Genomic DNA, 23,155 nt, shown 5'->3' on the forward strand with positions numbered 1-23,155 from the left:
GCTATCGTAGCAGATGCATCGTGTTTCGCGACACGACATCGAAGGCAAAATGCGAACTTTGCATGAAAGGGAAATGACGCTCATGAACGACAGAATTACGGCGCTCGACCTGCCGCCGGCGGAAAATCTCAGCGAGCCGACGAAGGCCTATTTCGCCAAATGCCAGGAGAAGCTGGGGCTGATCCCGAATGTACTCCTGTCCTATGCGTTCGACGAGAAAAAGCTGCGCGCCTTCACCGACATGTATAACGACCTGATGCTGGGCGATTCCGGCCTGAGCAAGCTGGAGCGCGAGATGATCGCGGTCGCGGTGTCCAGCATCAACCACTGCTATTATTGCCTGACGGCGCATGGCGCGGCGGTGCGCCAGCTCTCCGGCGATCCGGCGCTGGGCGAGATGATGGTGATGAATTTCCGCGCCGCCGAACTGACGCCGAGGCAACGGGCGATGCTCGAATTCGCCGTCAAGATGACGGAAGAACCGGCCAAGATGGTGGAGGAGGACCGCGAGGCGCTGCGCAAGGCAGGCTTCAGCGACCGCGACATCTGGGACATTGCCTCCACCGCCGCCTTCTTCAACATGTCGAACCGGCTGGCATCGGCCATCGACATGCGCCCGAATGCCGAATATCACGCCATGGCGCGCTGAGAACCGGTTCCATTTTTCGCTGATGCGAATCTTCGGTCGGGATCATGTTCTACCGGTCGAGCAGCAGGTCGCGCAGCACGATCGCGTTGTTGAGGGTTTCGTCCTTTGCCGAATAGACCAGCGTGACGGGACCTTTGCGTGCCCGTTCGCGCAGGTCCTCGACAAGATCCTGATGCGCCTTCAACTCCTCGGCATAGCGGCGGCGGAACTCGTCCTGGCGGGAAGCATCGTGGTTGTACCATTTGCGCAACTCGTTGCTGGGCGAAATCTCCTTCATCCAGAGTTCGAGTTTGGCGTCGTCCTTGCTGATGCCGCGTGGCCACAGGCGATCGACCAGAATGCGCTCGCCGTCCTGCGGGGAGGGCGGTTCATAGGCCCGTTTCACCTTGATATTGTCGGCCGGGATGTTCCTGCTCATCGCGCCTCGTCTCCGCTGCCGATAATAGGGTCGAAACGGATGGTGCGGTCAAACGAAATTAGCAGCGTATTGAGTGCATTTTTTATGCTAGGCAACGCATATGGATACCGAACTCGCCAGGACATTCTTGGAAATCGTATCGGCCGGCAGCTTCATCCGGGCGGCCGAGCGCCTGAACGTCGCCCAGACCACGGTCAGTTCGCGTATCCGCATATTGGAGGAGCGCATCGGGCGGCCGCTTTTCGTGCGCAACAAGACCGGGGCCTCGCTGACGCCGGCCGGCGAACAGTTCCTTCGCTATGCGCCGACCTTCCTGCTGCTGTGGGAGCGGGCGCGCCACCAGGTGGCGGTGCCGGCCGGTCATAGCACGGTGCTGGCGGTGGGCGGAGAGCTCAGCCTGTGGCAGCCGCTGCTGCTCGACTGGGTGGTGTGGATGCGCCGCTCGATGGCCGATGTGGCGCTGCGGGTGCAGGTGGATTTGCGGCGCGACCTGATCAGCCAGGTGGCGGAGGGGCTGGTGGACATCGCCATCGTCTATGCGCCGCAGCACAGGCCCGGCCTCAAGATCGACCTGATCATGGAAGAGAAGCTGGTGCTTGTCAGCAGCAGTCCCAATCCGGGTCCGGTCGGCGGCGCAGACTATGTCTATGTCGATTGGGGCCCGGATTTTGCGCTTCACCATGCGCGGACCTTCCCGGATGCCAGCAATCCCGGCCTTTCGGTGGCGCTCGGGCCGCTGGCGCTGGACTATATCCTTGCCAATGGCGGCTCCGGCTATTTCCGGATGCGCGTGGTGCAGAAATATCTGGAGACCGGGCGGCTGCATCTCGTGGCCGGAATGCCGCAATTCTCCTATCCGATCTATGCTGTTCACTCGACAGGGCTCGACGAAGCGCTGCTCAACGCAGCACTTGCCGGTTTGCACGCGGTGTCGGAAGGCGAGGCCTGATGGCCTCGCTTCTCGTTGAAGGTCAGTCGTTGAAATAACGGCCTTCTGTGACCTCGGCGACATAGCCGGCGCGGATGGCGAAATCGCCGAAGCGCTCGCCTGTCTCACGGTCCTTGGCGTAATGGGCGAACAGCTTCTCGAATTCGGCGAGGATGACCGGCTCGCCGACATTTTCCAGATAGAGCTTGTTCAGCCGCTGGCCGTGGAAGCCGCCGCCGAGATAGACATTGTACTTGCCGGGCGCGCGCCCGGTGAAGGCGATCTCGGCGATATAGGGCCGCGAGCAGCCATTGGGACAGCCGCTCATGCGCAGGGTTATCGGCTCCTTCTCCAGCCCGTTCTTCTCCAGGATCGGTTCCAGCTTGGTGATCAGCGTGGGCAGGTAGCGTTCGCTCTCGGCCATCGCCAATCCGCAGGTCGGCAGGGCCACGCAGGCCATGGAATTGAGCCGCAGCGTGGAGGCGCCATTGGCGCCGGCGAGGCCATACTGATCCAGAAGATCGGCAATACGCCGCCTGTCCGCCGGCTCGATGTCGGAGATGACCAGGCTCTGGTTGGGGGTCACCCGGAAGGTGCCCTTATGGACTTTGGCGATCTCGCGGATGCCTTCCATCAGCCGGTATTCGCCTTGATCGCGCACGCGGCCGTTCTCGATGAACAGGGTGAAGTGATGGCGGCCGTCGGTGCCGGTCTGCCAGCCCAGCACATCGCCATTGGTGTCGAAGCGGTAGTCGCGCGCCGGCGCCAGGTCGAAGCCGAGGCGGCGTTCGATCTCGGCCTTGATCCAGTCCAGGCCCTTGTCGTCGATGGTGTATTTGAAGCGGGCATGGGCGCGCACGACCCGGTCGCCATAATCGCGCTGGACGCTGATGATGGCTTCGGCAGCTTCGAGCACCCTGTCCTTCGGGATAAAGCCGATCACGCTGGCAAGCCGCGGATAGGTTTCAGGCGCGTTATCGGTGCGGCCCATGCCGCCACCGATGGCGACGTTGAAGCCTTCAAGCTCGCCATCCGCGCCGGCAATGGCGATGAAGCCGAGATCCTGCGAATAGACGTCGATATCGTTTACCGGCGGGATGACGAAGCCGATCTTGAACTTGCGCGGCAGATAGGTGGGGCCGTAGAGCGGCTCCTCCTCGCCGGAAGTGGCGACCTTCTCCTCGTCCAGCCAGATTTCGTGATAGGCGCGGCTGCGGGGAATGACATGGTCGCTGGTCTGCTTGGCGAGCGCGTGAAGCTCGGCATGCAGGCTGGACAGGCTCGGATTGACCGAGGACATGACGCCGCGCGAATCGTCGCCGCAGGCTGCGATGGTGTCGAGCAACACCTCGTTCATGTTCTTTATGGCCCGCTTCAGGTTCCACTTCAGCACGCCATGGAACTGGAAGGTCTGGCGCGTGGTCAGACGCAGGCTGTTGTCGCCATAGAAGCGGCCGATCTCGTCGAGCTTCAGCCATTGCTCGGGCGTGCAGACGCCGCCGGGCAGCCGCACGCGGATCATGAACTGATAGGCGGGCTCCAGCTTCTGGCGGCGGCGCTCCTCGCGCAGGTCGCGGTCGTCCTGCTGGTAGATGCCGTGGAACTTCATCAGCTTGATGTCGGTGCCGGGCACGGCTGCCGTCGTCGGCACGACGAGCCCCTCGGCGATGGTGCCGCGCAGGTAGCGGCTTTCCTTCTTCATCGTCTCGTCGGGGCCGAGCCGGTCGAGCGGTTGCGAAAGGTCGTGGCTGCGATCTACCGGCAGCGTGGTGTCGATGGTGCTGGTCACGTGTCTAATCTCAATAAACGTCGCGCTGGTAGCGACCGTCGCGCTGCAGGTTGCGGATATAGGCGTCGGCTTCTTCGGCACCGACCTTGCCCTGTTGGGCCACGATGTCGATCAGTGCGCGATGGACATCGGGGGCAAGCCCCTCGGCGTCGCCGCAGACATAGACATGCGCGCCATTCTCCAGCCAGTCATAGAGGTCGCGGCCCTGCTCGCGCATGCGATGATGGACATATGTCTTTTCGGCCTGATCACGCGAGAAGGCGAGATCGAGGCGCGACAGTCTTCCCTCGTCGAGATGGCGCTGCCACTCGACCTGATAGAGGAAATCGGTGCGGAAATTGCGCTCGCCGAAGAACAGCCAAGTCGGGGAGGTTGCGTCATTGGCCTCGCGATCCTGGAGGAAGGCGCGGTAGGGCGCAACGCCGGTGCCGGCACCGATCATGATGACAGGCCGGTCCGGGTCTTCCGGCAGGCGGAAATGCGGGTTCTCCTGAATATAGACGGGGATGGTAGCGTCTTCTTCCGTGAGGGTGGCAAGATGGGTCGAGGCGACACCGCCGCGCTGCGTGCCGTTGAGATCGTAGCGCAGGGTCGACACGGTCAGATGGACCTCGTCCTCGGCGAGGCTCGAACTGGAGGCAATGGAATAGAGGCGTGGCTGCAGCGTGCGCAGACCGGCAGCGAAATCGGCCGCGGTCAGGCCCTTGACCGGAAATGCCTCGAGAACATCGACAATGTGGTTGCGACCCATATAGGAGGTCAGCTCGCCGCGCTTACCCTCGCCAAGCAGGCCGGCAAGCTCCGAGGCGCCCGACAGCTTTGCCCAGTGCTCGATGAAGCGCGGCGTCAGCGCCGTGATCTCGAAATGCGACGAGAGCGCGTCTGCGAGTGTGGCCGGCTGCGCCTTGATCTCGATGGCGTCGGGAGGGTTGAGGCCGGCGGCAGCCAGCAGCCGATCGATCAGGCGGCCGTCATTGCGCGGAACGATGCCCAGCGCGTCGCCTGGTCGATAGGAGAGGCCCGAGCCTTCCAGCGACAATTCGATATGACGCGTCTCCTTGCTTGAGCCGCGGCCGGTGATGACGATGTTTTCGATCACCGGTGCAAGGAACGGGCGGCGCTTGTCGTAGCCGCCGGCAACCGGGGGCACATGAGCGAACTGCGCTGCCGCGACCGAAGAAGTGGCGGTAGCCTTGGCGGCAAGACCGGCAAGAGTCTCTTCCACCCATGCGGCGGCCGGGTCCTCATAGTCGACGTCGCAGTCGATCCGCTCTGCCAGGCGCTCGGCACCCAGTTCCAGGAAACGCTCGTCAATACGCCTGGCAGCGCCGCAGAAATGCTCATAGGTGGAATCGCCAAGGCCGAGTACGGCAAAGCGGATGCCAGCAAGCTTCGGCGCCTTGCGGCCGAACAGGAATTCAAAGAATTCGGCGGCCGGCTCCGGGGCGTCGCCCTCGCCATGGGTGCTGACGACGACAAGCAGGTCCTGCTCGTCCTTCAACTGGCGGGTCTTGTAGCCGGCCATATCGGCGACCGTGGCCTTAATGCCCTTGGCCTCGGCCTGGGTCTTGACCCGGCGGGCGAGGTCGGCGCTGTTGCCGGTCTCGCTGCCATAGAGGATCGTCAGGCTGCGGGCCGCACTGCCGGTGACGGTCGCGAGATCCGGCACGCCGGCGATTGCCGCGCTCGGCAGGATACTGGTGCTGCTGCGCAGCGCATGGCCGACGCCGGCAAAATAGCCGCTGGCCCAGAGCGCCTGTTCAGGCGAAAGGCTGTGGGCGAGCGACTGCAATTGCTCCCACTGCGTATTCGAAACGGGAAACCCTGGGGCGGGCGCGACGGTCATGTTCATCGAGGCATTTTCCGTGTTCGGGGGGCGAATGTGCCGGCCGCAAGGCGGCCGGCAAACGGTACGGTTACTTGCCGAGCCAGACGGTTCCGGACTTGTTCTCCACTGGCACGCCGACGGCATTGCCGTATTCGGTCCAGGAGCCGTCATAGTTGCGGACCTCGTAGCCGAGGATGCGCTTCAGCGCGAACCAGCTATGGCTGGAGCGCTCGCCGATGCGGCAATAGGTGATGATGGGCTTGGAACCATCGACGTCCTTGGCGGCATAGATCTCGCGGATCTTGTCGATCGGCAGAAACGTGCCGTCCTCATTGACGATGGTTGCCCATGGCACATTCTCGGCGCCCGGGATATGGCCGGCACGGATGGACAGTTCCTTGACGCCCTCTGGCGCGAAGATCTTGCCGAGATATTCGTCGGGCGAACGGATATCAACCAGCTTGCCGTCGATCCTGCCCTCAACGACGTCGAGCACATTGACGAGACGGGCGCGCAGGGCATTGTTGCGCTCCGGCAGTTCGATCGAGGAAGCGGCGAAGGAAGGGACCTTGTCGGTGAGCGGCAATTTGCGCGCTTCCCAGAGCTTGCGGCCGCCGTCGAGCAGCTTCACGCGCTCGCCAAAGCCGTAGACGTCCAGCACCCAGGCGCCCCAGGCGGCAAACCAGTTGTTGTGATCGCCATAGATGATGACGGTCGTCTTATCGGTGACGCCGGCCTTGCGCAGCGTCTGCTGCAGTTTCTCGCGCGGGGCGATATCGCGATTGATTGTATCGACCAGATCGACATGCCAGTCGAGATTGACGGCGCCGGGGATATGGCCGCCGGCAAAGACGCCGGGGTCGACGCTGACCTCGAAAACCCGGACATCCGGATTTTCGAGATTGGCGGCGAGCCAATCCGCAGTAACGAGAGGGCCTGAGGGATGCGACATTGCCTGATTTCCTTTCTCGGAGATGACTGCGCGCATCCTAGAGATTTTTGGCCCGGGCCGATGGAAATGGCGTCACAAATTGCCGGTGCAAACCGGAATAAATTCGGGGTGAATCAAGGCGGGGCGCAAATGCGTTCTGGCGGAGGCTTTCGTCGGCTGCCGCCTCGTCGGTGCAGGCAAGCCTGCAGCCGCATATGAAAAAGGCCGGTGCGAAGCGGTACGCACCGGCCTTTTTGTCTGATGTTCAGATAGTGATCAGGCGCGCTTGTTCTGCCTGTTTTCGATCAGGTCGTCGACGACGGTGGGGTCTGCGAGGGTGGAAGTGTCGCCGAGCGAGCCGAAATCGTCCTCGGCGATCTTGCGCAGGATGCGGCGCATGATCTTGGCCGAGCGGGTCTTGGGCAGGGCCGGTGCGAACTGGATCTTGTCGGGCGTGGCGATGGCGCCGATTTCCTTGCGCACATGCGCAATCAGGTCCTTGCGCAAGGTCTCGCTCGGCTTCTCGCCTTCGGAAAGCGTGACATAGCAGTAGATGCCCTGGCCCTTGATGTCGTGAGGATAGCCGACGACGGCTGCCTCCGACACCTTGTCGTGAGCGACCAGCGCCGATTCCACTTCGGCCGTGCCCATGCGATGGCCCGATACGTTGATGACGTCGTCAACGCGGCCGGTGATCCAGTAGTAGCCGTCCGCGTCGCGGCGGCAGCCGTCGCCGGTGAAGTATTTGCCCTTGTAGGTGGAGAAGTAGGTCTGGATGAAGCGCTCGTGGTCGCCGAACACGGTGCGCATCATGCCGGGCCACGGCTCCTTGATGCACAGATTGCCGTTGCCTTCACCTTCGATGGTGTTGCCGTCCCCGTCCACGATCTCGGGCACGACGCCGAACAGCGGCCGCGTCGCCGAGCCGGCCTTCAGGTCGGTCGCGCCGGGCAGCGGCGCAATCAGGATTCCGCCATTCTCGGTCTGCCACCAGGTATCGACGACCGGGCATTTCTTCTCGCCGACGACGTTGAAATACCACTCCCAGGCTTCCGGATTGATCGGCTCGCCGACCGAGCCGAGAATGCGCAGCGACTTGCGCGAGGTCTTCTTCACCCATTCGTCGCCCGCACCACGCAGCGCGCGGATGGCGGTCGGGGCGGTGTAGAAGATGTTGACCTTGTGCTTGTCGATCACCTCCCAGAAGCGCGACGGTGTCGGATAGTTCGGCACACCCTCGAACATCAGCGTGGTGGCGCCATTGGCCAGCGGTCCGTAGAGGATGTAGGAGTGGCCCGTCACCCAGCCGACATCGGCCGTGCACCAGTAGATGTCGCCGTCATGGTAGTCGAACACATATTGGTGGGTCATCGACACATAGACGAGATAGCCGCCGGTGGTGTGCAATACGCCCTTGGGCTTGCCGGTCGAACCCGAGGTGTAGAGGATGAACAGCGGGTCCTCCGCCTTCATCTTTTCCGGCTTGCAGTCCGGCTTGACCGAGGCTGCTTCCTCATGATGCCAGACATCACGGCCTTCCACCCAGTCGATCTTGGCACCTGTACGGCGAACCACGACCACCTTCTCGACCTTGGTGCCTGCTTTGGCGGCGATCTCGATGGCCTTGTCGGTATTGTCCTTCAGCGGGATGTGCTTGCCCGCGCGTAGGCCCTCGTCGGCGGTGATGACGAAATGCGACTTGCAGTCCTCGATGCGTCCGGCCAGCGCCTCCGGCGAGAATCCGCCAAACACCACCGAGTGGATCGCGCCGATGCGGGTGCAGGCAAACATCGCATAGGCGGCCTCAAGGATCATCGGCATGTAGATGGTGACCCGGTCGCCCTTCTTCACGCCGTGCTTCTTGAGCACATTGGCAAAGCGGCACACATGCTCGTGCAGCTCGTTATAGGTGACCTTCTTCTCGTCGTAGGGATTGTCGCCCTCCCAGATGATGGCGACCTGGTTGCCGCGCTTCTTCAGATGGCGGTCGATGCAGTTATAGGAGACGTTGGTGAGGCCGTCCTCGAACCACTTGATTGAAACCTTGCCTGTGAACGACGTGTTCTTCACCTTGGTATAGGGCTTGAACCAGTCGATGCGCTTGCCGTGCTTGCCCCAGAACTTGTCGGGGTTCTTGATGCTGTCGGCGTACCATTTCAGATAGGTGTCATTGTCAATCAAAGCGTTCTTCTTCCACGCCGGCTGGACGCGGTGGACTATCTCGTCTGACATTTCGATATTCTCTCCCCGGAATAACTGCGGCAGGGCGCCGCCGATTGCGCTGAGTGGCGCGGATACGGGAACTAATAACATTCCTCCGCCCTAGGCAACATTAGACCTTGGATTTGGCCGCTGTCACGAGGCGGGCGGCCGCTCCACCCCCGGGCAGGATCAGCAGCACTTCAGGCTGCTTGCTGCCAAGCTTTTGATTTCATGCATAAATACCGGAATCGTGCTAGACTGGCCATGCTGGTCGAGCCGTGTATCGCTCCACCCCGCGATTCGCGGCAGATCGAAGACGGGCGGGAGAACGATCATGCGCGACAATTCCGAACTGGAACTGATGCTGAAGGGTTATGGGCTGACCACGGCGCAGTTTCTCTATCACATGCCGGACCACCCGCATCTGCTGCAGACATTCATCTGGCAGGATTACGATCTGGCGCCGGACTTTCCGGGCCTGTTCACCTTCATCGACTTCTGGCGGGCAAAGCTCGACGGTCCGCTGCATTCGGTCAGCTACACGCATAAGAGGCTGATAGCGCCGAACGAGTGGCGCAACGTGCATGGCGAATTCCTGCTGAACTAGGTCCTGACCCTAGCGGCTGACGGGAATTGGCCGGGGGAGCGCTGGCACAAGCCAATAGCTGCGGATGCCGCGGCTGGGCCGATTGCCAATGTTGCCCCGGAACGGTATTGCCTGATCCAGAACTTTCGTCGAACCCGAACAGTTCGCCGTTTGAGGAGTAGGATCATGAACATAAAGTCATTCGCGGGCATGACGCTCGCCGCTTCCCTTGCGTTTGTGCCAGCAGCCCAGGCCGATATCGTCATCGGCCTCATTGCCCCGCTCACCGGCCCGGTTGCGGCCTATGGCGATCAGGTCAAGAACGGCGCCGAGGCCGCCGTTGAGGTCATCAACAAGAATGGCGGCATCCTCGGCGAGACCGTGGTGCTGAAGCTTGCAGACGACGCAGGCGATCCCAAGCAGGGCGTCTCCGCCGCGAATAATCTGGTCGGCGATGGGATTCGCTATGCCGTGGGCCCGGTCACATCGGGCGTGGCGATGGCCGTCTCGGACGTTTTGGCCGAGAATGGCGTTCTGATGGTTACGCCGACGGCCACCGCACCCGACCTCACCAATCGCGGCCTGACCAATGTGCTGCGCACCTGCGGCCGTGACGATCAGCAGGCGGAAGTCGCCGCCAAATACGTCCTCGAGCACCTGAAGGACAAGAAGGTCGCCGTACTCCATGACAAGGGAACCTATGGCATGGGCCTGGCCGACGCCTTCAAAAAGGTGCTGAACGAAGGCGGGGTGACGGAAGTTCTCTATGAAGGCCTCACTGCGGGTGAGAAGGATTATTCGGCAATCGTCGGCCGGCTGAAGCAGACCGGCGCCGAGGTCATCTATTTCGGCGGCTACCATCCCGAGGGCGGCCTGCTTGCCCGCCAGCTCGCTGACGGCGGCGTGAAGGCGCAGATCATCGGCGGCGAAGGCCTGTCCAACACCGAATATTGGGCCATCGGCAACCAGGCGGCTGCCGGCACGCTGTTCACCAATGCTTCCGATGCTCTGAAGAGCCCCGATTCGGCCGAAGCCGTCGAGGTCCTGAAGGGCAAGGGCATTCCCGCGGAAGCTTTCACGCTCAACGCCTATGCAGCCGTGCAGGTGCTGAAGGCGGGCATCGAGAAGGCCGGCAAGGCTGACGACACCGCTGCCGTCGCTACGGCCCTGAAGGACGGAGCGCCGATCCAGACTGCCATCGGCAAGCTGACCTATGGCGAGAATGGCGACCTCTCCTCGCCGAGCTTCTCGCTCTACAAGTGGGAAGACGGCAAGATCGTCGCCGCCGAGTAAAATCGGTCAACTGTTGTATTGAAAGAGGCCGGGCGGCTCGCTCCGGCCTTTTTCTTTCGGTGTCGGGTTACCGACTGCCGAAGATCGCAGAGCCGACCCGCACACAGGTCGCGCCGAAGGCGATGGCAAGCTCGTAGTCTGCGGACATGCCCATGGAGAGCTTTTCCACGCCGGCCTGCCGGGCGAGTTTTTCCAGAAGCGCGAAATGCGGACCGGGGTTCTCATCCGCCGGGGGAATGCACATGAGGCCCTCGACCTCGATGCCGTGGACTTCCCGGCAGCGGGCGACGAAGGCAACGGTCTCCTTTGGCTCCACGCCCGCCTTTTGCGGCTCGGAGCCGGTATTGACCTGTATGTAAAGGCGCGGCGACTTGCCCTGCTTGCGCATTTCCTTGGCGAGTTCGGCGGCGATCTTCTCGCGATCGACGGATTCGATGACATCGAACAGCGCGACGGCTTCCTTCGCCTTGTTGGATTGGAGCGGCCCGATCAGATGAAGCTCCGTGTCCAGGAATTCCTCGCGCAGTGCCGGCCATTTGCCTTGGGCTTCCTGCACCCGGTTCTCGCCAAAGACACGCTGGCCGGCTTCGAGCGCGGGGCGGATCGCGCCGGCATCGAAGGTTTTCGAAACGGCGACCAGCGTGACGGAGCCGGCAGCTCGCTTTGCTTCCCGTTCTGCCGCCGCGATCCTGTTTCGCACTGTTTCAAGCCGTTCGAGCGTGTCTGTCATGATAAAGTCCTGCTGCTTTTCGTCGCCGGAAGATTTGCTTGGAGTTGACGGGTCCGGCAATCCGTGTTGAACACCCGCCCATGGATTTTGCGAACTGCCGGATGGCGGCCCGCAGCTTGATGCAAGCTTTTAAGTGAAACGCACCCGATGGCAACCGAACGATACAATCCGCGCGCGGCAGAACCCAAATGGCAGAAGGCCTGGGACGCCAGGAAACTGTTCGAGACGAAGAACGACGATCCACGCCCTAAATATTACGTCCTCGAGATGTTCCCCTATCCATCGGGACGCATCCATATCGGCCATGTCCGCAACTACACGATGGGCGATGTGGTGGCGCGGTTCAGGCGTGCGCGCGGCTTCAACGTGCTGCACCCGATGGGCTGGGACGCCTTCGGCATGCCGGCCGAGAACGCCGCCATGCAGAACAATGTCCATCCCAAGGACTGGACCTACCAGAACATCGCCACGATGCGCGGCCAGCTCAAGACGATGGGGCTGTCGCTCGACTGGAGCCGTGAGTTCGCCACCTGCGATGTCGACTACTACCACCGCCAGCAGATGCTGTTCCTCGACTTCGTCGACAAGGGGCTGGTGACGCGCAAATCGTCCAAGGTGAACTGGGACCCGGTCGACATGACGGTGCTCGCCAATGAGCAGGTCATCGACGGGCGCGGCTGGCGCTCGGGCGCGCTGGTCGAGCAGCGCGAACTGACGCAGTGGTTCTTCAAGATCACCGATTACGCCGAGGACCTGCTGGTCTCGCTGGATGAACTGAACGAGTGGCCGGAAAAGGTGCGCATCATGCAGCGCAACTGGATCGGCCGGTCGGAGGGCCTGCTGATCCGCTGGGAGCTGGCGCAAGGCACCGCCCCTGAAGGCGAGAGCGAGCTGGAAGTCTATACGACGCGCCCCGATACGATCTTCGGCGCTTCCTTTATGGCGGTTGCCGCCGATCATCCGCTGGCGAAGAAGGCCGCGCAGAACAATCCGGCGCTGGCCGCCTTCATAGACGATGTGCACCATATGGGCACCTCGGTCGCGACGCTGGAAGCCGCGGAAAAGAAGGGCATGGACACCGGCATCCGGGTTGTCCACCCGTTCGATCCGAACTGGACGCTGCCCGTCTATGTGGCGAATTTCGTGCTGATGGACTACGGCACGGGCGCGATCTTCGGCTGCCCGTCGGGCGACCAGCGTGACCTCGACTTCGCCAATAAATACGGCCTGCCGGTGGTGCCGGTGGTGATGCCGGAGGGTGGCGATGCGGCCACGTTCCAGATCACCGATGAAGCCTATGTCGATGACGGCGTGATGATCAATTCGCGCTTCCTCGACGGCATGAAGCCGCAAGCCGCCTTCGATGAGGTGGCAAAGCTGCTGGCCGACAGGACCGTCGGCAACCGCCCGATGGCCGAGCGCAAGGTGAATTTCCGCCTGCGCGACTGGGGGATTTCGCGCCAGCGCTATTGGGGCTGCCCGATCCCCATGATCCACTGCGAGGATTGCGGCGTGGTGCCGGTGCCGCGCGCCGACCTGCCGGTGAAGCTGCCGGATGACATCGAGTTCGACCGGCCGGGCAATCCGCTCGACCGGCATCCGACCTGGCTTAATGTGAACTGCCCGAAATGCGGCAAGGCAGCGCGGCGCGAGACCGACACGATGGACACCTTCGTCGATTCGTCGTGGTATTTTGCCCGCTTCACCGCGCCATGGGAAAGCGAGCCCACCGACCGCAAGGCCGTCAACGAATGGCTGCCGGTCGATCAGTATATCGGCGGTGTCGAGCATGCGATCCTGCATCTGCTCTATTCGCGCTTCTTTACACGCGCGATGCGTGAGACCGGCCATCTCGATCTGGCCGAGCCGTTCAAGGGCCTGTTCACGCAAGGCATGGTCGTCCACGAGACCTATAAGGGTCCCGATGGCTGGGTGCTGCCCGCAGATGTCAAGGTCGAGGAAATCGACGGTAAACGGCAGGCCAGGCTGATCGCCACCGGCGAGAAAGTCGAGATCGGCTCGATCGAGAAGATGTCGAAGTCGAAGAAGAATGTCGTCGACCCGGACGACATCATCGCCAGCTATGGCGCCGATACGGCGCGCTGGTTCATGCTTTCCGACTCGCCGCCGGATCGCGATGTGATCTGGACCGAGGCAGGCGTCGAAGGCGCGCATCGTTTCGTCCAGCGTGTGTGGCGGCTGATTTCGGAAGCCGCCCCGGCGCTCGCTGCTATCAAGCCGCAGGCGCAGGGCGCGGGCGATGCGGGGGCTGTCTCCAGATCAGCCCACAAGATATTGAAGGCGGTCGGCGACGATATCGGCAAGCTTGCCTTCAACCGGGCGGTGGCGCGCATCTATGAGCTGGTCAATCTGCTCCAGGCTCCAGTGGCCGAGATCACTGCCGGCAAGGCTTCTGCCGAAATGCAGGGCGCGGTGCGCGAGGCGGTCGACATCCTGGTTGCTATGATTGCGCCGATGACGCCGCATCTGGCGGAAGAGTGCTGGGAGGCCCTGAAAGGTTCTGGCCTGGTGGCCGAGCGGGCCTGGCCGGATTTCGATCCGGCGCTGATCGTGGACGACCAGATCGTCTATCCGGTGCAGGTCAACGGCAAGAAGCGCGGGGATTTGACAATCGCGCGCGACGCAGATCAATCTGCGGTCGAAAAGGCAGCGCTCGATCTCGACTTCGTGCAAAAGGCGCTGGAAGGAAAGACGCCGCGCAAGGTAATCGTCGTGCCGCAAAGGATCGTCAATGTCGTTGCCTGATCAGACGCGCAAGTCCTCGGCCCACATTTCACATCGAGCGATTATCCTCGGCCTGTCGCTGTCGCTGGCTGCCCTGTCGGCCTGCACGGTGCGTCCGCTCTATTCCGATGCCGGGATGGCTGCGGGGGCACATGCCGGCGCGAGCGCGGGATTGTCCTCGATTGCGATCAAGCCGGTGACCACGCGTTATGCGCAGGAAGTACGCAACCATCTGATCTTCGGTTTCAATGGCGGCGCGGGTCAGCCGGCGAACCCGCTTTATTCGCTGACGCTGAACGTTACCGCGCTGGCTACTTCGGCCGCCAATATCCAGCGCGCGCTTGAAGAGGAGCCGACCGCCAGCATGATGACGGTGGGCGCGACCTATGTGCTGACCGATGCCAAGACCGGCAAGGTGGTGGCACGCGGGCGGCGCGAAGCGTCGTCCTCCTATGACGTGCCGCGCCAATCATTTGCAGCGTTGCGCGCCCAGCGCGACGCGGAGAACCGTGCTGCGCGCGAGCTTGCCGAACTGCTGCGGCTGGCGATCGGGCAGGACCTTGCCAAAGCCCGCTGAGTGGGCCACGCGGCGTATTCCTGGGATATGCCGCGTAAGACCTGAAAATCTCGGATTCAGCCGATCTTCTGGCCGGTCTTGGCCCAGTCGGCGAGGAAGCTTTCCAGCCCCTTGTCGGTGAGCGGGTGCTTGACCAGCGCCTTCAACGTTGCCGGCGGGATGGTGGCGACATCGGCGCCGATCAGGGCCGCCTGCTTGACATGGTTGACGGTGCGGATCGAGGCGGCGAGGATTTCGGTCTGGAAATGATAGTTGTTGTAGATCTGCCGGATCTCGGCGATCAGTTCCATGCCGTCGATGCCGATATCGTCAATGCGGCCGATGAAGGGCGAGATGAAGGTCGCGCCGGCCTTGGCGGCAAGCAGCGCCTGGTTTGCCGAGAAGCACAGCGTGACATTGACCTGGCGGCCATCGGAGGTGATGGCCTTGCAGGCCCGCAGCCCGTCCAGCGTGAGCGGCACCTTGATGCAGATATTGTCGGCGATCTTCGATAGGACCTCTGCCTCGCGCATCATCTCAGCATATTCGGTGGCGACGACCTCGGCCGAGACCGGACCCTTGACGATGTTGCAGATTTCCTTGGTGACTTCCGCGATATTGCCGCCGGATTTTAGGATCAGCGAGGGGTTGGTGGTGACGCCGTCAAGCAGCCCAAGCTCGTTCAGTTCGCGGATTTCCTTCACATCAGCGGTATCGACGAAGAATTTCATCGCCATTCTCCTTGATCTTTTTCAGCGCTCCGTGAGCAAGCGCTGCTGGTTCGGCCTTTGCTCTAACCTAAAGTCCGGGCAAGGTCACGCACCATGAAACAAGATTCGCCCCAACGCCTGACAGAGGAAAAACCGGCTGCCGGCCGTTCGGTTCCGGTGCTGGTGCCGATGCCGGCGGAGCGTCCCTATAGCTATGCGGTGCCGGGCGATATGTGTGTCGAGCCCGGTTCGATCGTACGCGTGCCGCTCGGCCCGCGGCAGGTGGCGGGCATCGTCTGGGACGGCGAGTGTGAGGCCATCGACCCAAGGAAACTGAGGCCGATCAGCCATGTCTTCGACTGCCCGCCGATCGATGCCGACATGCGCCGCTTCATCGACTGGATCGCCGCCTATACGCTGTCGCCGCCCGGCATGGTGGCGCGCATGATCCTGAGGGCGCCGGAGGCTTTCGATCCGGAACCGTGGGTGGAGGGCCTGCAGGCGACCGGCGCGGGACCCGACCGGCTGACGGCGGCGCGCACGCGCGTGCTGGAACTTGCAGCCAACGGCATGGCGTGGACGCGCTCCGGCCTTTCGCATGCGGCCGGCGTCTCCTCCACCGTCATCGACGGGCTGAAGGCGCAAGGCGTGTTCGAGACGGTGATGATCCCGCCGCGGCCGGTGGTGGCGGCGCCCGACCCCGCTTATGCCTCGGCTGAACTGACCGGGGATCAGGAGGAGGCAGCCCGGATGCTGCGCGACAGCGTGGCGGCCGATCGGTTTGCGGTTACGTTGCTTGACGGCGTAACAGGTTCGGGCAAGACGGAAGTCTATTTCGAGGCGGTCGCGGCTGCGCTGGAAGAGGGGAGGCAGGTGCTGATCCTGCTGCCGGAAATCGCGCTGACGCAGGCTTTCCTCGAGCGGTTCCAGGACCGGTTCGGCACCAAGCCGGCGGAATGGCATTCCGATGTCGCGCCGCGCAAGCGCGAACGGGTCTGGCGTCAAGTGGCCGAAGGCGGGGTGCGAGTGGTCGCCGGTGCGCGCTCGGCGCTGTTCCTGCCGTTCAAGGAACTTGGCCTGATCGTGGTGGATGAGGAGCACGATCCCGCCTACAAGCAGGAGGATCGCGTCTTCTACAATGCGCGCGACATGGCTGTGGTGCGCGGGCATATAGGCGGCTTTCCGGTAGTGCTGGCTTCGGCGACGCCCTCGGTCGAAAGCCGCGTCAATGCAAGCCAGGGCCGCTATGCGCGCGCCGTTCTGCATGCCCGCTTTGCCGAAGCGGCGCTGCCGTCGATCAGGGCGGTCGACATGCGCCGCTCGCCACCGGCACGGGGCGGTTTCCTGTCACCGATGCTGCTGTCGCATATGCGCGAGACACTGGAGCGGAGCGAGCAGTCGCTGCTCTTCCTCAACCGGCGCGGCTATGCGCCGCTGACGCTGTGCCGGGTGTGCGGCCATCGCTTCCAGTGTCCCTCCTGTTCTTCATGGCTGGTCGAGCACCGGTTTCGCGGGCAGCTCCAGTGCCATCATTGCGGCCATGCTGAAAAGCGGCCGGAAGCCTGTCCGGAATGCGGGACGCTCGACCATCTCGTGGCTTGCGGGCCGGGGGTCGAGCGTATTGCCGAGGAAGTGGTCGGCCAGTTTCCGGATGCGCGCACCATCGTGCTTTCCTCCGATATTCTGGGCGGCGTCAAAAGGCTGCGGCTGGAACTCGAAGCCATTGCCAATGGCGAGGCCGATATCGTGATCGGCACCCAATTGGTGGCGAAGGGGCACAATTTCCCCAACATGACGCTGGTCGGCGTGGTCGATGCCGATCTCGGCCTTGCCAATGGCGATCCGCGGGCCGCCGAGCGGACGTTTCAGTTGCTCAGCCAGGTGACCGGGCGGGCCGGGCGCACCGGCAAGAAAAGCCTCGGCCTGTTGCAGACATTCCAGCCGGACCATCCGGTGATGCGGGCAATCGTGTCGGGTGATGCCGAGGCCTTCTATGAACGCGAAATCGATGAACGGCAGAAAGCCGGTCTGCCGCCTTTCGGCCGGCTTGCCGGCATCATCGTGAGTGCTGCGACGCGCGCGGAGGCGGAGGGCCATGCGCGCGGCTTGCGGCGCGCTGCGCCGCCGGCAAATGACATTCATATACTCGGGCCTGCGGAGGCGCCGCTGGCCCTGATTGCCGGTCGCCACCGGTTCAGGCTGCTGGTGCAGGGCGAGCGCGCGGCCGACATGCAAGCCTATCTGCGCCGGCTTCTCGCCACTGGCCCGAAGATCCGCGGTTCGGTGCGTGTGCAGGTGGATGTCGATCCGCAGAGTTTCCTGTGAGATCACGGTGATTTGGCGGTTCCCACCAGTCGGCTGCATGTTCTAGAACTAGCGACAACTAGCAAAGTGATTTCAGCATGAAATCAGTCTGGAGGGGACATCATGGAATTCGCATTTCCCTGGCCATTCACGCAGGGAGAATGGCTGGCGTGGTCTTCGGCGGCCGTAACGGTGCTGCTCGGCCTGATCCTGCTTTTCGCACCCGCCGTCTCTTTCCGTCTCCTGAGGCTGCGGCCTGCCGAGAATCATCCCGAAGCCGTAGCCGAGGCCCGCGCCCGCATGGCGGGCTTTTATCTCGGCCTTGGCCTGTGCTGTATTCTCCTGGCTCAACCGCTGCTTTACATGGCGCTCGGATTCTCATGGCTGCTGACCGCCTTTGGTCGTATCGTCTCGATGCTGTCGGACCGTGGCAACACACTTTTCAACTGGATTTCGGTTGCGGTGGAACTGGTGCTGGCACTGCTGCCGCTTGCCTTCGCCTTTGGCCTGGTGCCCTGATAGCGGCCCGTTTCGGCATAACTGCCGGCAAGATGCGACAAAACTGCCTGAATGGCGCATCCTCAACGTGTTGCGACTCTGAAAGGCGTGTGCTAGACGGCAATCGACTTTCGATCGGGGGATACGACAGCCGTTTCTTTTCGATCGATAAACCGTAGCAAGGTCAAAGATTTAGCCAGAGTTTACAGCTCGCGCCAAGAATCTTGCGGCCTGTCAGAAAAGAGAAACGACGGCCCGTGGCAAAGTCTAGTTCGCCGATCTCCGCAGTTGCCGAACGCTATGCAGGCTCCCTCTACGAACTTGCCGCCCAGGCGAATGCCGTAGTGAAGGTGGAAAAGGACCTCGGGCGCTTCGAGGCACTGCTTGCCGGCAGCCCCGAACTTTCACGCATGATCAAGAGCCCGGTCTTTTCGTCCGACGAACAGTTCAGGGCCATAGAGAAGATCGCCGACAAGGCGGGGATCACCGGCCTGGTTGGTAATTTTCTGCGTGTCGTGGCCAAGAACCGGCGGCTGTTTGCCGTTCCCGGCATGATCCAGGCCTTCCGCGAAATCGCCGCCGAGCAGCGCGGCGAGGTTGCCGCCGAGGTCACCTCGGCACATGCGCTGACGGCAGCGCAGCAAACCGAATTGAAGGCGGCGCTGAAAAGCGTGGCCGGAAAGGACGTTTCGATTACGGCCAGCGTCGATCCCTCGCTGCTCGGTGGGCTCGTCGTGCGCATCGGTTCGCGCCAGATCGATACGTCGCTCAAAACCAAACTCAACTCGCTTAAGCTTGCACTGAAAGAGGTCGGCTGATGGACATCCGCGCCGCGGAAATATCCGCAATTCTGAAAGACCAGATCAAGAATTTCGGCAAGGAGGCGGAGGTCTCCGAGGTCGGGCAGGTGCTGTCCGTCGGTGACGGTATCGCTCGCGTGTATGGGCTCGACAATGTCCAGGCTGGCGAGATGGTCGAGTTCCCCGGCGGCATCCGCGGCATGGCGCTCAATCTTGAAACCGACAATGTCGGCGTCGTCATCTTCGGTGCCGACCGCGACATCAAGGAAGGCGATACTGTCAAGCGTACCGGCGCTATCGTCGACGTGCCGGTCGGTCCGGGCCTGCTTGGCCGCGTGGTCGATGCGCTCGGCAATCCGATCGACGGCAAGGGCCCGATCAAGGCAGCCGAGCGTCGTCGTGTGGATGTCAAGGCGCCGGGCATCATCCCGCGCAAGTCCGTGCATGAGCCGATGTCGACCGGCCTGAAGGCCATCGATGCGCTCATCCCGGTCGGCCGCGGCCAGCGCGAGCTGGTCATCGGCGACCGCCAGACCGGCAAGACCGCGATCATCCTCGACACGATCCTGAACCAGAAGGCCATTCACGACAGTGGCCCTGATTCGGAAAAACTGTTCTGCGTCTATGTCGCCGTGGGTCAGAAGCGCTCTACCGTTGCGCAGTTCGTGAAGGTGCTGGAAGAGCGCGGCGCGCTTGAATATTCGATCATCGTCGCGGCCACCGCTTCCGATCCGGCGCCGATGCAGTTCCTGGCTCCGTTCGCCGGCTGCGCCATGGGCGAATATTTCCGCGACAACGGCCAGCATGCGCTGATCGGCTATGACGATCTGTCCAAGCAGGCCGTCTCCTATCGCCAGATGTCGCTGCTGCTGCGCCGCCCGCCGGGCCGCGAAGCCTATCCGGGCGACGTCTTCTATCTGCATTCGCGCCTGCTGGAGCGTTCAGCCAAGCTGAACGACGAGAACGGCAATGGCTCGCTGACGGCGCTGCCGGTCATCGAGACCCAGGCCAACGACGTGTCGGCCTATATTCCGACCAACGTGATCTCGATCACCGACGGCCAGATCTTCCTCGAGACCAACCTGTTCTTCCAGGGTATCCGCCCGGCGGTGAATGTTGGCCTTTCGGTGTCGCGCGTCGGCTCCTCGGCCCAGATCAAGGCGATGAAGCAGGTTGCCGGCTCCATCAAGGGCGAGCTTGCACAGTACCGCGAAATGGCGGCCTTCGCGCAGTTCGGTTCGGACCTCGATGCGGCGACCCAGCGTCTGCTCAATCGCGGCGCACGCCTGACCGAGCTTCTGAAGCAGCCGCAATTCTCGCCGCTGAAGACGGAAGAGCAGGTCGCGGTGATCTTCGCCGGCGTCAATGGCTATCTCGACAAGCTGACGCTGGATCAGGTCGGCAAGTTCGAGCAGGGTCTGCTGGCGCATATGCGCTCGGACGGCAAGGAAGTGCTCGACGGCATCCGCAAGGAAAAGGCGCTGAGCGACGATCTGCGGGCCAAGCTGAAAGAGCATATCGACGCTTTTGCGAAAAACTTCGCCTGAGGCTGATGGATAAGGCATGGCTTCGTTAAAAGACCTTCGCAACCGTATCGCCTCGGTCAAGGCAACGCAGAAGATCACCAAGGCGATGCAGATGGTCGCCGCGGCGAAGCTGCGCCGTGCCCAGGAGGCGGCGGAAGCCGCGCGGCCCTATTCGCAGCGCATGGGTGCGGTTCTGGCCAATATCGCCCAGGCGGTCGGCGGCGGCAGCGATGCGCCGGCGCTGATGACCGGCACCGGCAAGGACGACGTGCATCTGCTCGTCGTCTGCACGGCCGAGCGTGGTCTTTGCGGCGGCTTCAACTCGCAGATCGCACGTTTCGCGCGTGATCGGATCCGCAAGCTCCTGGCCGATGGCAAGACGGTCAAGATCGTCTGCGTCGGCAAGAAGGGCTATGACATCCTTCGCCGGGAATATGCGTCGCTGATCATCGACCGGGTCGATCTGCGCGAGGCCAAGCAGCTTGGTTTCGTGCATGCCGACGGCATCGCCAAGAAGGTGATCACCCTGTTCAACGAGGGCGGCTTCGACGTCTGCACGCTGTTCTATTCGGAATTCAAATCCGTGATCAGCCAGGTGCCGACTGCGCAGCAGATCATTCCGGCCGCGCCTGCCGATGAGGCGGAATCGGCGAATGGTGCGGTCTATGAATATGAGCCCGAGCCCGGCGAGATCCTCACCGATCTCATCCCGCGCAACATATCGGTGCAGATATTCCGGGCGCTGCTTGAAAATGCGGCTGGCGAGATGGGCGCCAAGATGAGCGCCATGGACAATGCGACGCGCAATGCGGGCGAGATGATCAACAAGCTGACCATCACCTACAACCGCCAGCGTCAGGCGCAGATCACCAAGGAACTGATTGAAATCATTTCGGGCGCCGAGGCGCTCTAGCGATGCGGGCGCGGAAGGCCGCGGGGCCTTCCGATCGATCGCGTCGAAACGGGAAACGGACCAAAGAGGTTACCATAATGGCTAAAGCAGCTACTCCGAAGGCGGCTCCGGCGGCAAAAGCCCCGGCAGCAAAGAAGGCAGCGCCGGCCAAGGCCGCAGCTCCTGCAAAGGCTGCTGCCGTAAAGGCGCCGGCAAAGGCTGCCGCAGCAAAGGCGGCTCCGGCCAAGTCCTCTTCCGCCGCTCTGTCGGCGAAGGGTGGCGCCGGTCGCATCGCCCAGGTCATCGGCGCGGTGGTCGACGTGCATTTCGACGGTGAACTGCCGCCGATCCTGAACGCACTCGAAACCGACAATGGCGGCCATCGCCTGATCCTGGAAGTGGCGCAGCATCTTGGTGAAAACACCGTCCGCTGCATCGCCATGGACACATCCGAGGGTCTGGTTCGCGGCCAGGCGGTCTATGACACCGGCGGCCCGATAACCGTTCCGGTCGGCGACGAGACGCTGGGCCGCATCATGAACGTCATCGGCGAGCCGGTCGATGAAGCCGGCCCGGTCAAGACCAAGGCGCGCCGCGCCATCCACCAGGACGCGCCGGACTATGTCGACCAGTCGACGGAAGCGCAGATCCTCGTCACCGGCATCAAGGTCGTCGACCTGTTGGCGCCCTATGCCCGCGGCGGCAAGATCGGCCTGTTTGGTGGCGCCGGCGTCGGCAAGACCGTGCTGATCCAGGAACTGATCAACAACGTCGCCAAGGCGCATGGCGGTTATTCGGTGTTTGCCGGTGTGGGCGAGCGTACCCGTGAGGGCAACGACCTCTACCACGAGATGATCGAATCGGGCGTCAACAAGGACCCGCACGAGAACAACGGCTCGACCGAAGGCTCCAAATGCGCCCTGGTGTTCGGCCAGATGAACGAGCCGCCCGGTGCGCGCGCCCGCGTTGCGCTGTCCGGCCTGACCATCGCGGAACATTTCCGCGACCAGGGCCAGGACGTGCTGTTCTTCGTCGACAACATCTTCCGCTTCACCCAGGCGGGTTCGGAAGTGTCGGCGCTGCTCGGCCGTATTCCTTCGGCCGTGGGCTATCAGCCGACGCTCGCCACCGACATGGGCGCGATGCAGGAGCGCATCACCACCACCAACAAGGGCTCGATCACCTCGGTGCAGGCCATCTACGTGCCGGCCGACGACTTGACCGACCCGGCGCCGGCAACCTCGTTCGCGCATCTTGACGCGACCACAGTGCTCAATCGCGCGATCTCGGAAAAGGGTATCTATCCGGCGGTCGATCCGCTCGACTCGACCTCGCGCATGCTCGATCCGCTGATCGTCGGCGAAGAGCACTACCAGGTCGCCCGCCGCGTCCAGGAAATCCTCCAGCGCTACAAGTCGCTGCAGGACATCATCGCCATCTTGGGCATGGACGAGCTGTCGGAAGAAGACAAGATCACGGTTGCCCGCGCCCGCAAGGTCGAGCGGTTCCTGTCGCAGCCCTTCTTCGTGGCCGAAGTGTTTACAGGTTCGCCGGGCCAGCTCGTGCCGCTGGAAGACACGATCAAGAGCTTCAAGGGGCTGGTCGAAGGCGAGTACGATCACCTGCCGGAAGCTGCTTTCTATATGGTCGGCGGCATCGACATGGCGCTGGAGAAGGCCCAGCGTCTGGCTGCTGAAGCGGCTTAAAACGGCAATCGGCAATAGGGAGTAGGCAGTCGGATAGGGGCGGATGGCGGCAATATTTTCGTAA

The 23,155-nt window shown here is 62.6% G+C and carries 19 protein-coding genes; 12 read left to right on the forward strand and 7 right to left on the reverse strand.

Features of this window, described 5'->3' with window-relative positions; all coding sequences use genetic code 11:
- Window positions 1–82 precede the first annotated feature (82 nt).
- A complete protein-coding gene (locus tag EET67_RS03870) occupies window positions 83–649 on the forward strand; it encodes a peroxidase-related enzyme (protein WP_128624908.1) in 567 nt (188 codons plus the stop codon).
- Between the two features lie 49 nt (window positions 650–698).
- Here EET67_RS03870 and EET67_RS03875 read toward each other — a convergent pair whose 3' ends face one another.
- Window positions 699–1,067, reverse strand: coding sequence for a DUF488 domain-containing protein (locus EET67_RS03875; RefSeq protein WP_128624909.1), 369 nt, complete (start codon window positions 1,065–1,067; stop codon window positions 699–701).
- Between the two features lie 100 nt (window positions 1,068–1,167).
- On the opposite strand from EET67_RS03875, the gene EET67_RS03880 reads away from it, so the two are divergent.
- Window positions 1,168–2,016: a LysR family transcriptional regulator gene (locus EET67_RS03880; protein WP_128624910.1), complete on the forward strand. Its 849-nt coding sequence runs from the start codon at window positions 1,168–1,170 to the stop codon at window positions 2,014–2,016.
- Between the two features lie 22 nt (window positions 2,017–2,038).
- Here the strand turns inward: EET67_RS03880 and EET67_RS03885 are convergent, their stop codons facing one another.
- The 4 genes from EET67_RS03885 to acs form a co-directional block, all read right to left on the reverse strand.
- Complete coding sequence (locus EET67_RS03885) at window positions 2,039–3,772, reverse strand: NADPH-dependent assimilatory sulfite reductase hemoprotein subunit (RefSeq protein ID WP_128625092.1); 1,734 nt, start codon at window positions 3,770–3,772, stop codon at window positions 2,039–2,041.
- A gap of 22 nt (window positions 3,773–3,794) precedes the next feature.
- A complete protein-coding gene (locus EET67_RS03890) occupies window positions 3,795–5,636 on the reverse strand; it encodes an assimilatory sulfite reductase (NADPH) flavoprotein subunit (RefSeq protein WP_342634644.1) in 1,842 nt (613 codons plus the stop codon).
- A 64-nt stretch (window positions 5,637–5,700) separates the two neighbouring features.
- A complete protein-coding gene (locus EET67_RS03895; protein ID WP_128624911.1) occupies window positions 5,701–6,564 on the reverse strand; it encodes a sulfurtransferase in 864 nt (287 codons plus the stop codon).
- A gap of 255 nt (window positions 6,565–6,819) precedes the next feature.
- The gene (gene acs, locus EET67_RS03900; RefSeq protein ID WP_128624912.1) at window positions 6,820–8,775 is read right to left on the reverse strand and encodes an acetate--CoA ligase; all 1,956 of its coding nucleotides are present in this window, start codon (window positions 8,773–8,775) and stop codon (window positions 6,820–6,822) included.
- 304 nt (window positions 8,776–9,079) lie between these two features.
- Here acs and EET67_RS03905 point away from each other — a divergent pair, with 304 nt between their 5' ends.
- Complete coding sequence (locus EET67_RS03905; protein ID WP_128624913.1) at window positions 9,080–9,352, forward strand: usg protein; 273 nt, start codon at window positions 9,080–9,082, stop codon at window positions 9,350–9,352.
- 165 nt (window positions 9,353–9,517) lie between these two features.
- Complete coding sequence (locus tag EET67_RS03910; protein WP_128624914.1) at window positions 9,518–10,624, forward strand: ABC transporter substrate-binding protein; 1,107 nt, start codon at window positions 9,518–9,520, stop codon at window positions 10,622–10,624.
- Between the two features lie 67 nt (window positions 10,625–10,691).
- Here the strand turns inward: EET67_RS03910 and EET67_RS03915 are convergent, their stop codons facing one another.
- A complete protein-coding gene (locus EET67_RS03915; protein ID WP_128624915.1) occupies window positions 10,692–11,354 on the reverse strand; it encodes a YggS family pyridoxal phosphate-dependent enzyme in 663 nt (220 codons plus the stop codon).
- A gap of 147 nt (window positions 11,355–11,501) precedes the next feature.
- Between EET67_RS03915 and leuS the strand changes: the two genes are divergently transcribed.
- Together leuS and EET67_RS03925 are read left to right on the forward strand one after the other, a co-directional pair.
- Complete coding sequence (gene leuS / locus EET67_RS03920; RefSeq protein WP_128624916.1) at window positions 11,502–14,120, forward strand: leucine--tRNA ligase; 2,619 nt, start codon at window positions 11,502–11,504, stop codon at window positions 14,118–14,120.
- On the forward strand, window positions 14,107–14,676 hold the full coding sequence (locus EET67_RS03925; protein WP_128624917.1) for an LPS assembly lipoprotein LptE: 570 nt from the start codon (window positions 14,107–14,109) through the stop codon (window positions 14,674–14,676). Before leuS ends, EET67_RS03925 begins: the two co-directional genes overlap by 14 nt.
- 56 nt (window positions 14,677–14,732) lie before the next feature.
- Here the strand turns inward: EET67_RS03925 and fsa are convergent, their stop codons facing one another.
- Window positions 14,733–15,386, reverse strand: coding sequence for a fructose-6-phosphate aldolase (fsa, locus tag EET67_RS03930; protein WP_128624918.1), 654 nt, complete (start codon window positions 15,384–15,386; stop codon window positions 14,733–14,735).
- A gap of 93 nt (window positions 15,387–15,479) precedes the next feature.
- Here fsa and EET67_RS03935 point away from each other — a divergent pair, with 93 nt between their 5' ends.
- The 6 genes from EET67_RS03935 (at window position 15,480) to atpD (ending at window position 23,091) form a co-directional block, all read left to right on the forward strand.
- On the forward strand, window positions 15,480–17,690 hold the full coding sequence (locus EET67_RS03935; RefSeq protein ID WP_128624919.1) for a primosomal protein N': 2,211 nt from the start codon (window positions 15,480–15,482) through the stop codon (window positions 17,688–17,690).
- 102 nt (window positions 17,691–17,792) lie between these two features.
- Complete coding sequence (locus EET67_RS03940) at window positions 17,793–18,188, forward strand: AGROH133_08824 family phage infection protein (protein ID WP_128624920.1); 396 nt, start codon at window positions 17,793–17,795, stop codon at window positions 18,186–18,188.
- Between the two features lie 236 nt (window positions 18,189–18,424).
- On the forward strand, window positions 18,425–18,985 hold the full coding sequence (locus EET67_RS03945) for a F0F1 ATP synthase subunit delta (protein ID WP_128624921.1): 561 nt from the start codon (window positions 18,425–18,427) through the stop codon (window positions 18,983–18,985).
- Window positions 18,985–20,514 (forward strand): F0F1 ATP synthase subunit alpha, encoded by a 1,530-nt coding sequence (gene atpA / locus EET67_RS03950; RefSeq protein ID WP_128624922.1) that lies wholly within the window; start codon window positions 18,985–18,987, stop codon window positions 20,512–20,514. Before EET67_RS03945 ends, atpA begins: the two co-directional genes overlap by 1 nt.
- A 16-nt stretch (window positions 20,515–20,530) precedes the next feature.
- On the forward strand, window positions 20,531–21,406 hold the full coding sequence (locus EET67_RS03955; RefSeq protein WP_128624923.1) for a F0F1 ATP synthase subunit gamma: 876 nt from the start codon (window positions 20,531–20,533) through the stop codon (window positions 21,404–21,406).
- 77 nt (window positions 21,407–21,483) lie between these two features.
- Window positions 21,484–23,091: a F0F1 ATP synthase subunit beta gene (gene atpD, locus EET67_RS03960; protein WP_128624924.1), complete on the forward strand. Its 1,608-nt coding sequence runs from the start codon at window positions 21,484–21,486 to the stop codon at window positions 23,089–23,091.
- Window positions 23,092–23,155 lie beyond the last annotated feature (64 nt).

Source organism: Borborobacter arsenicus (assembly GCF_003934165.1).
In the GTDB taxonomy this organism is placed as follows: domain Bacteria; phylum Pseudomonadota; class Alphaproteobacteria; order Rhizobiales; family Rhizobiaceae; genus Pseudaminobacter; species Pseudaminobacter arsenicus.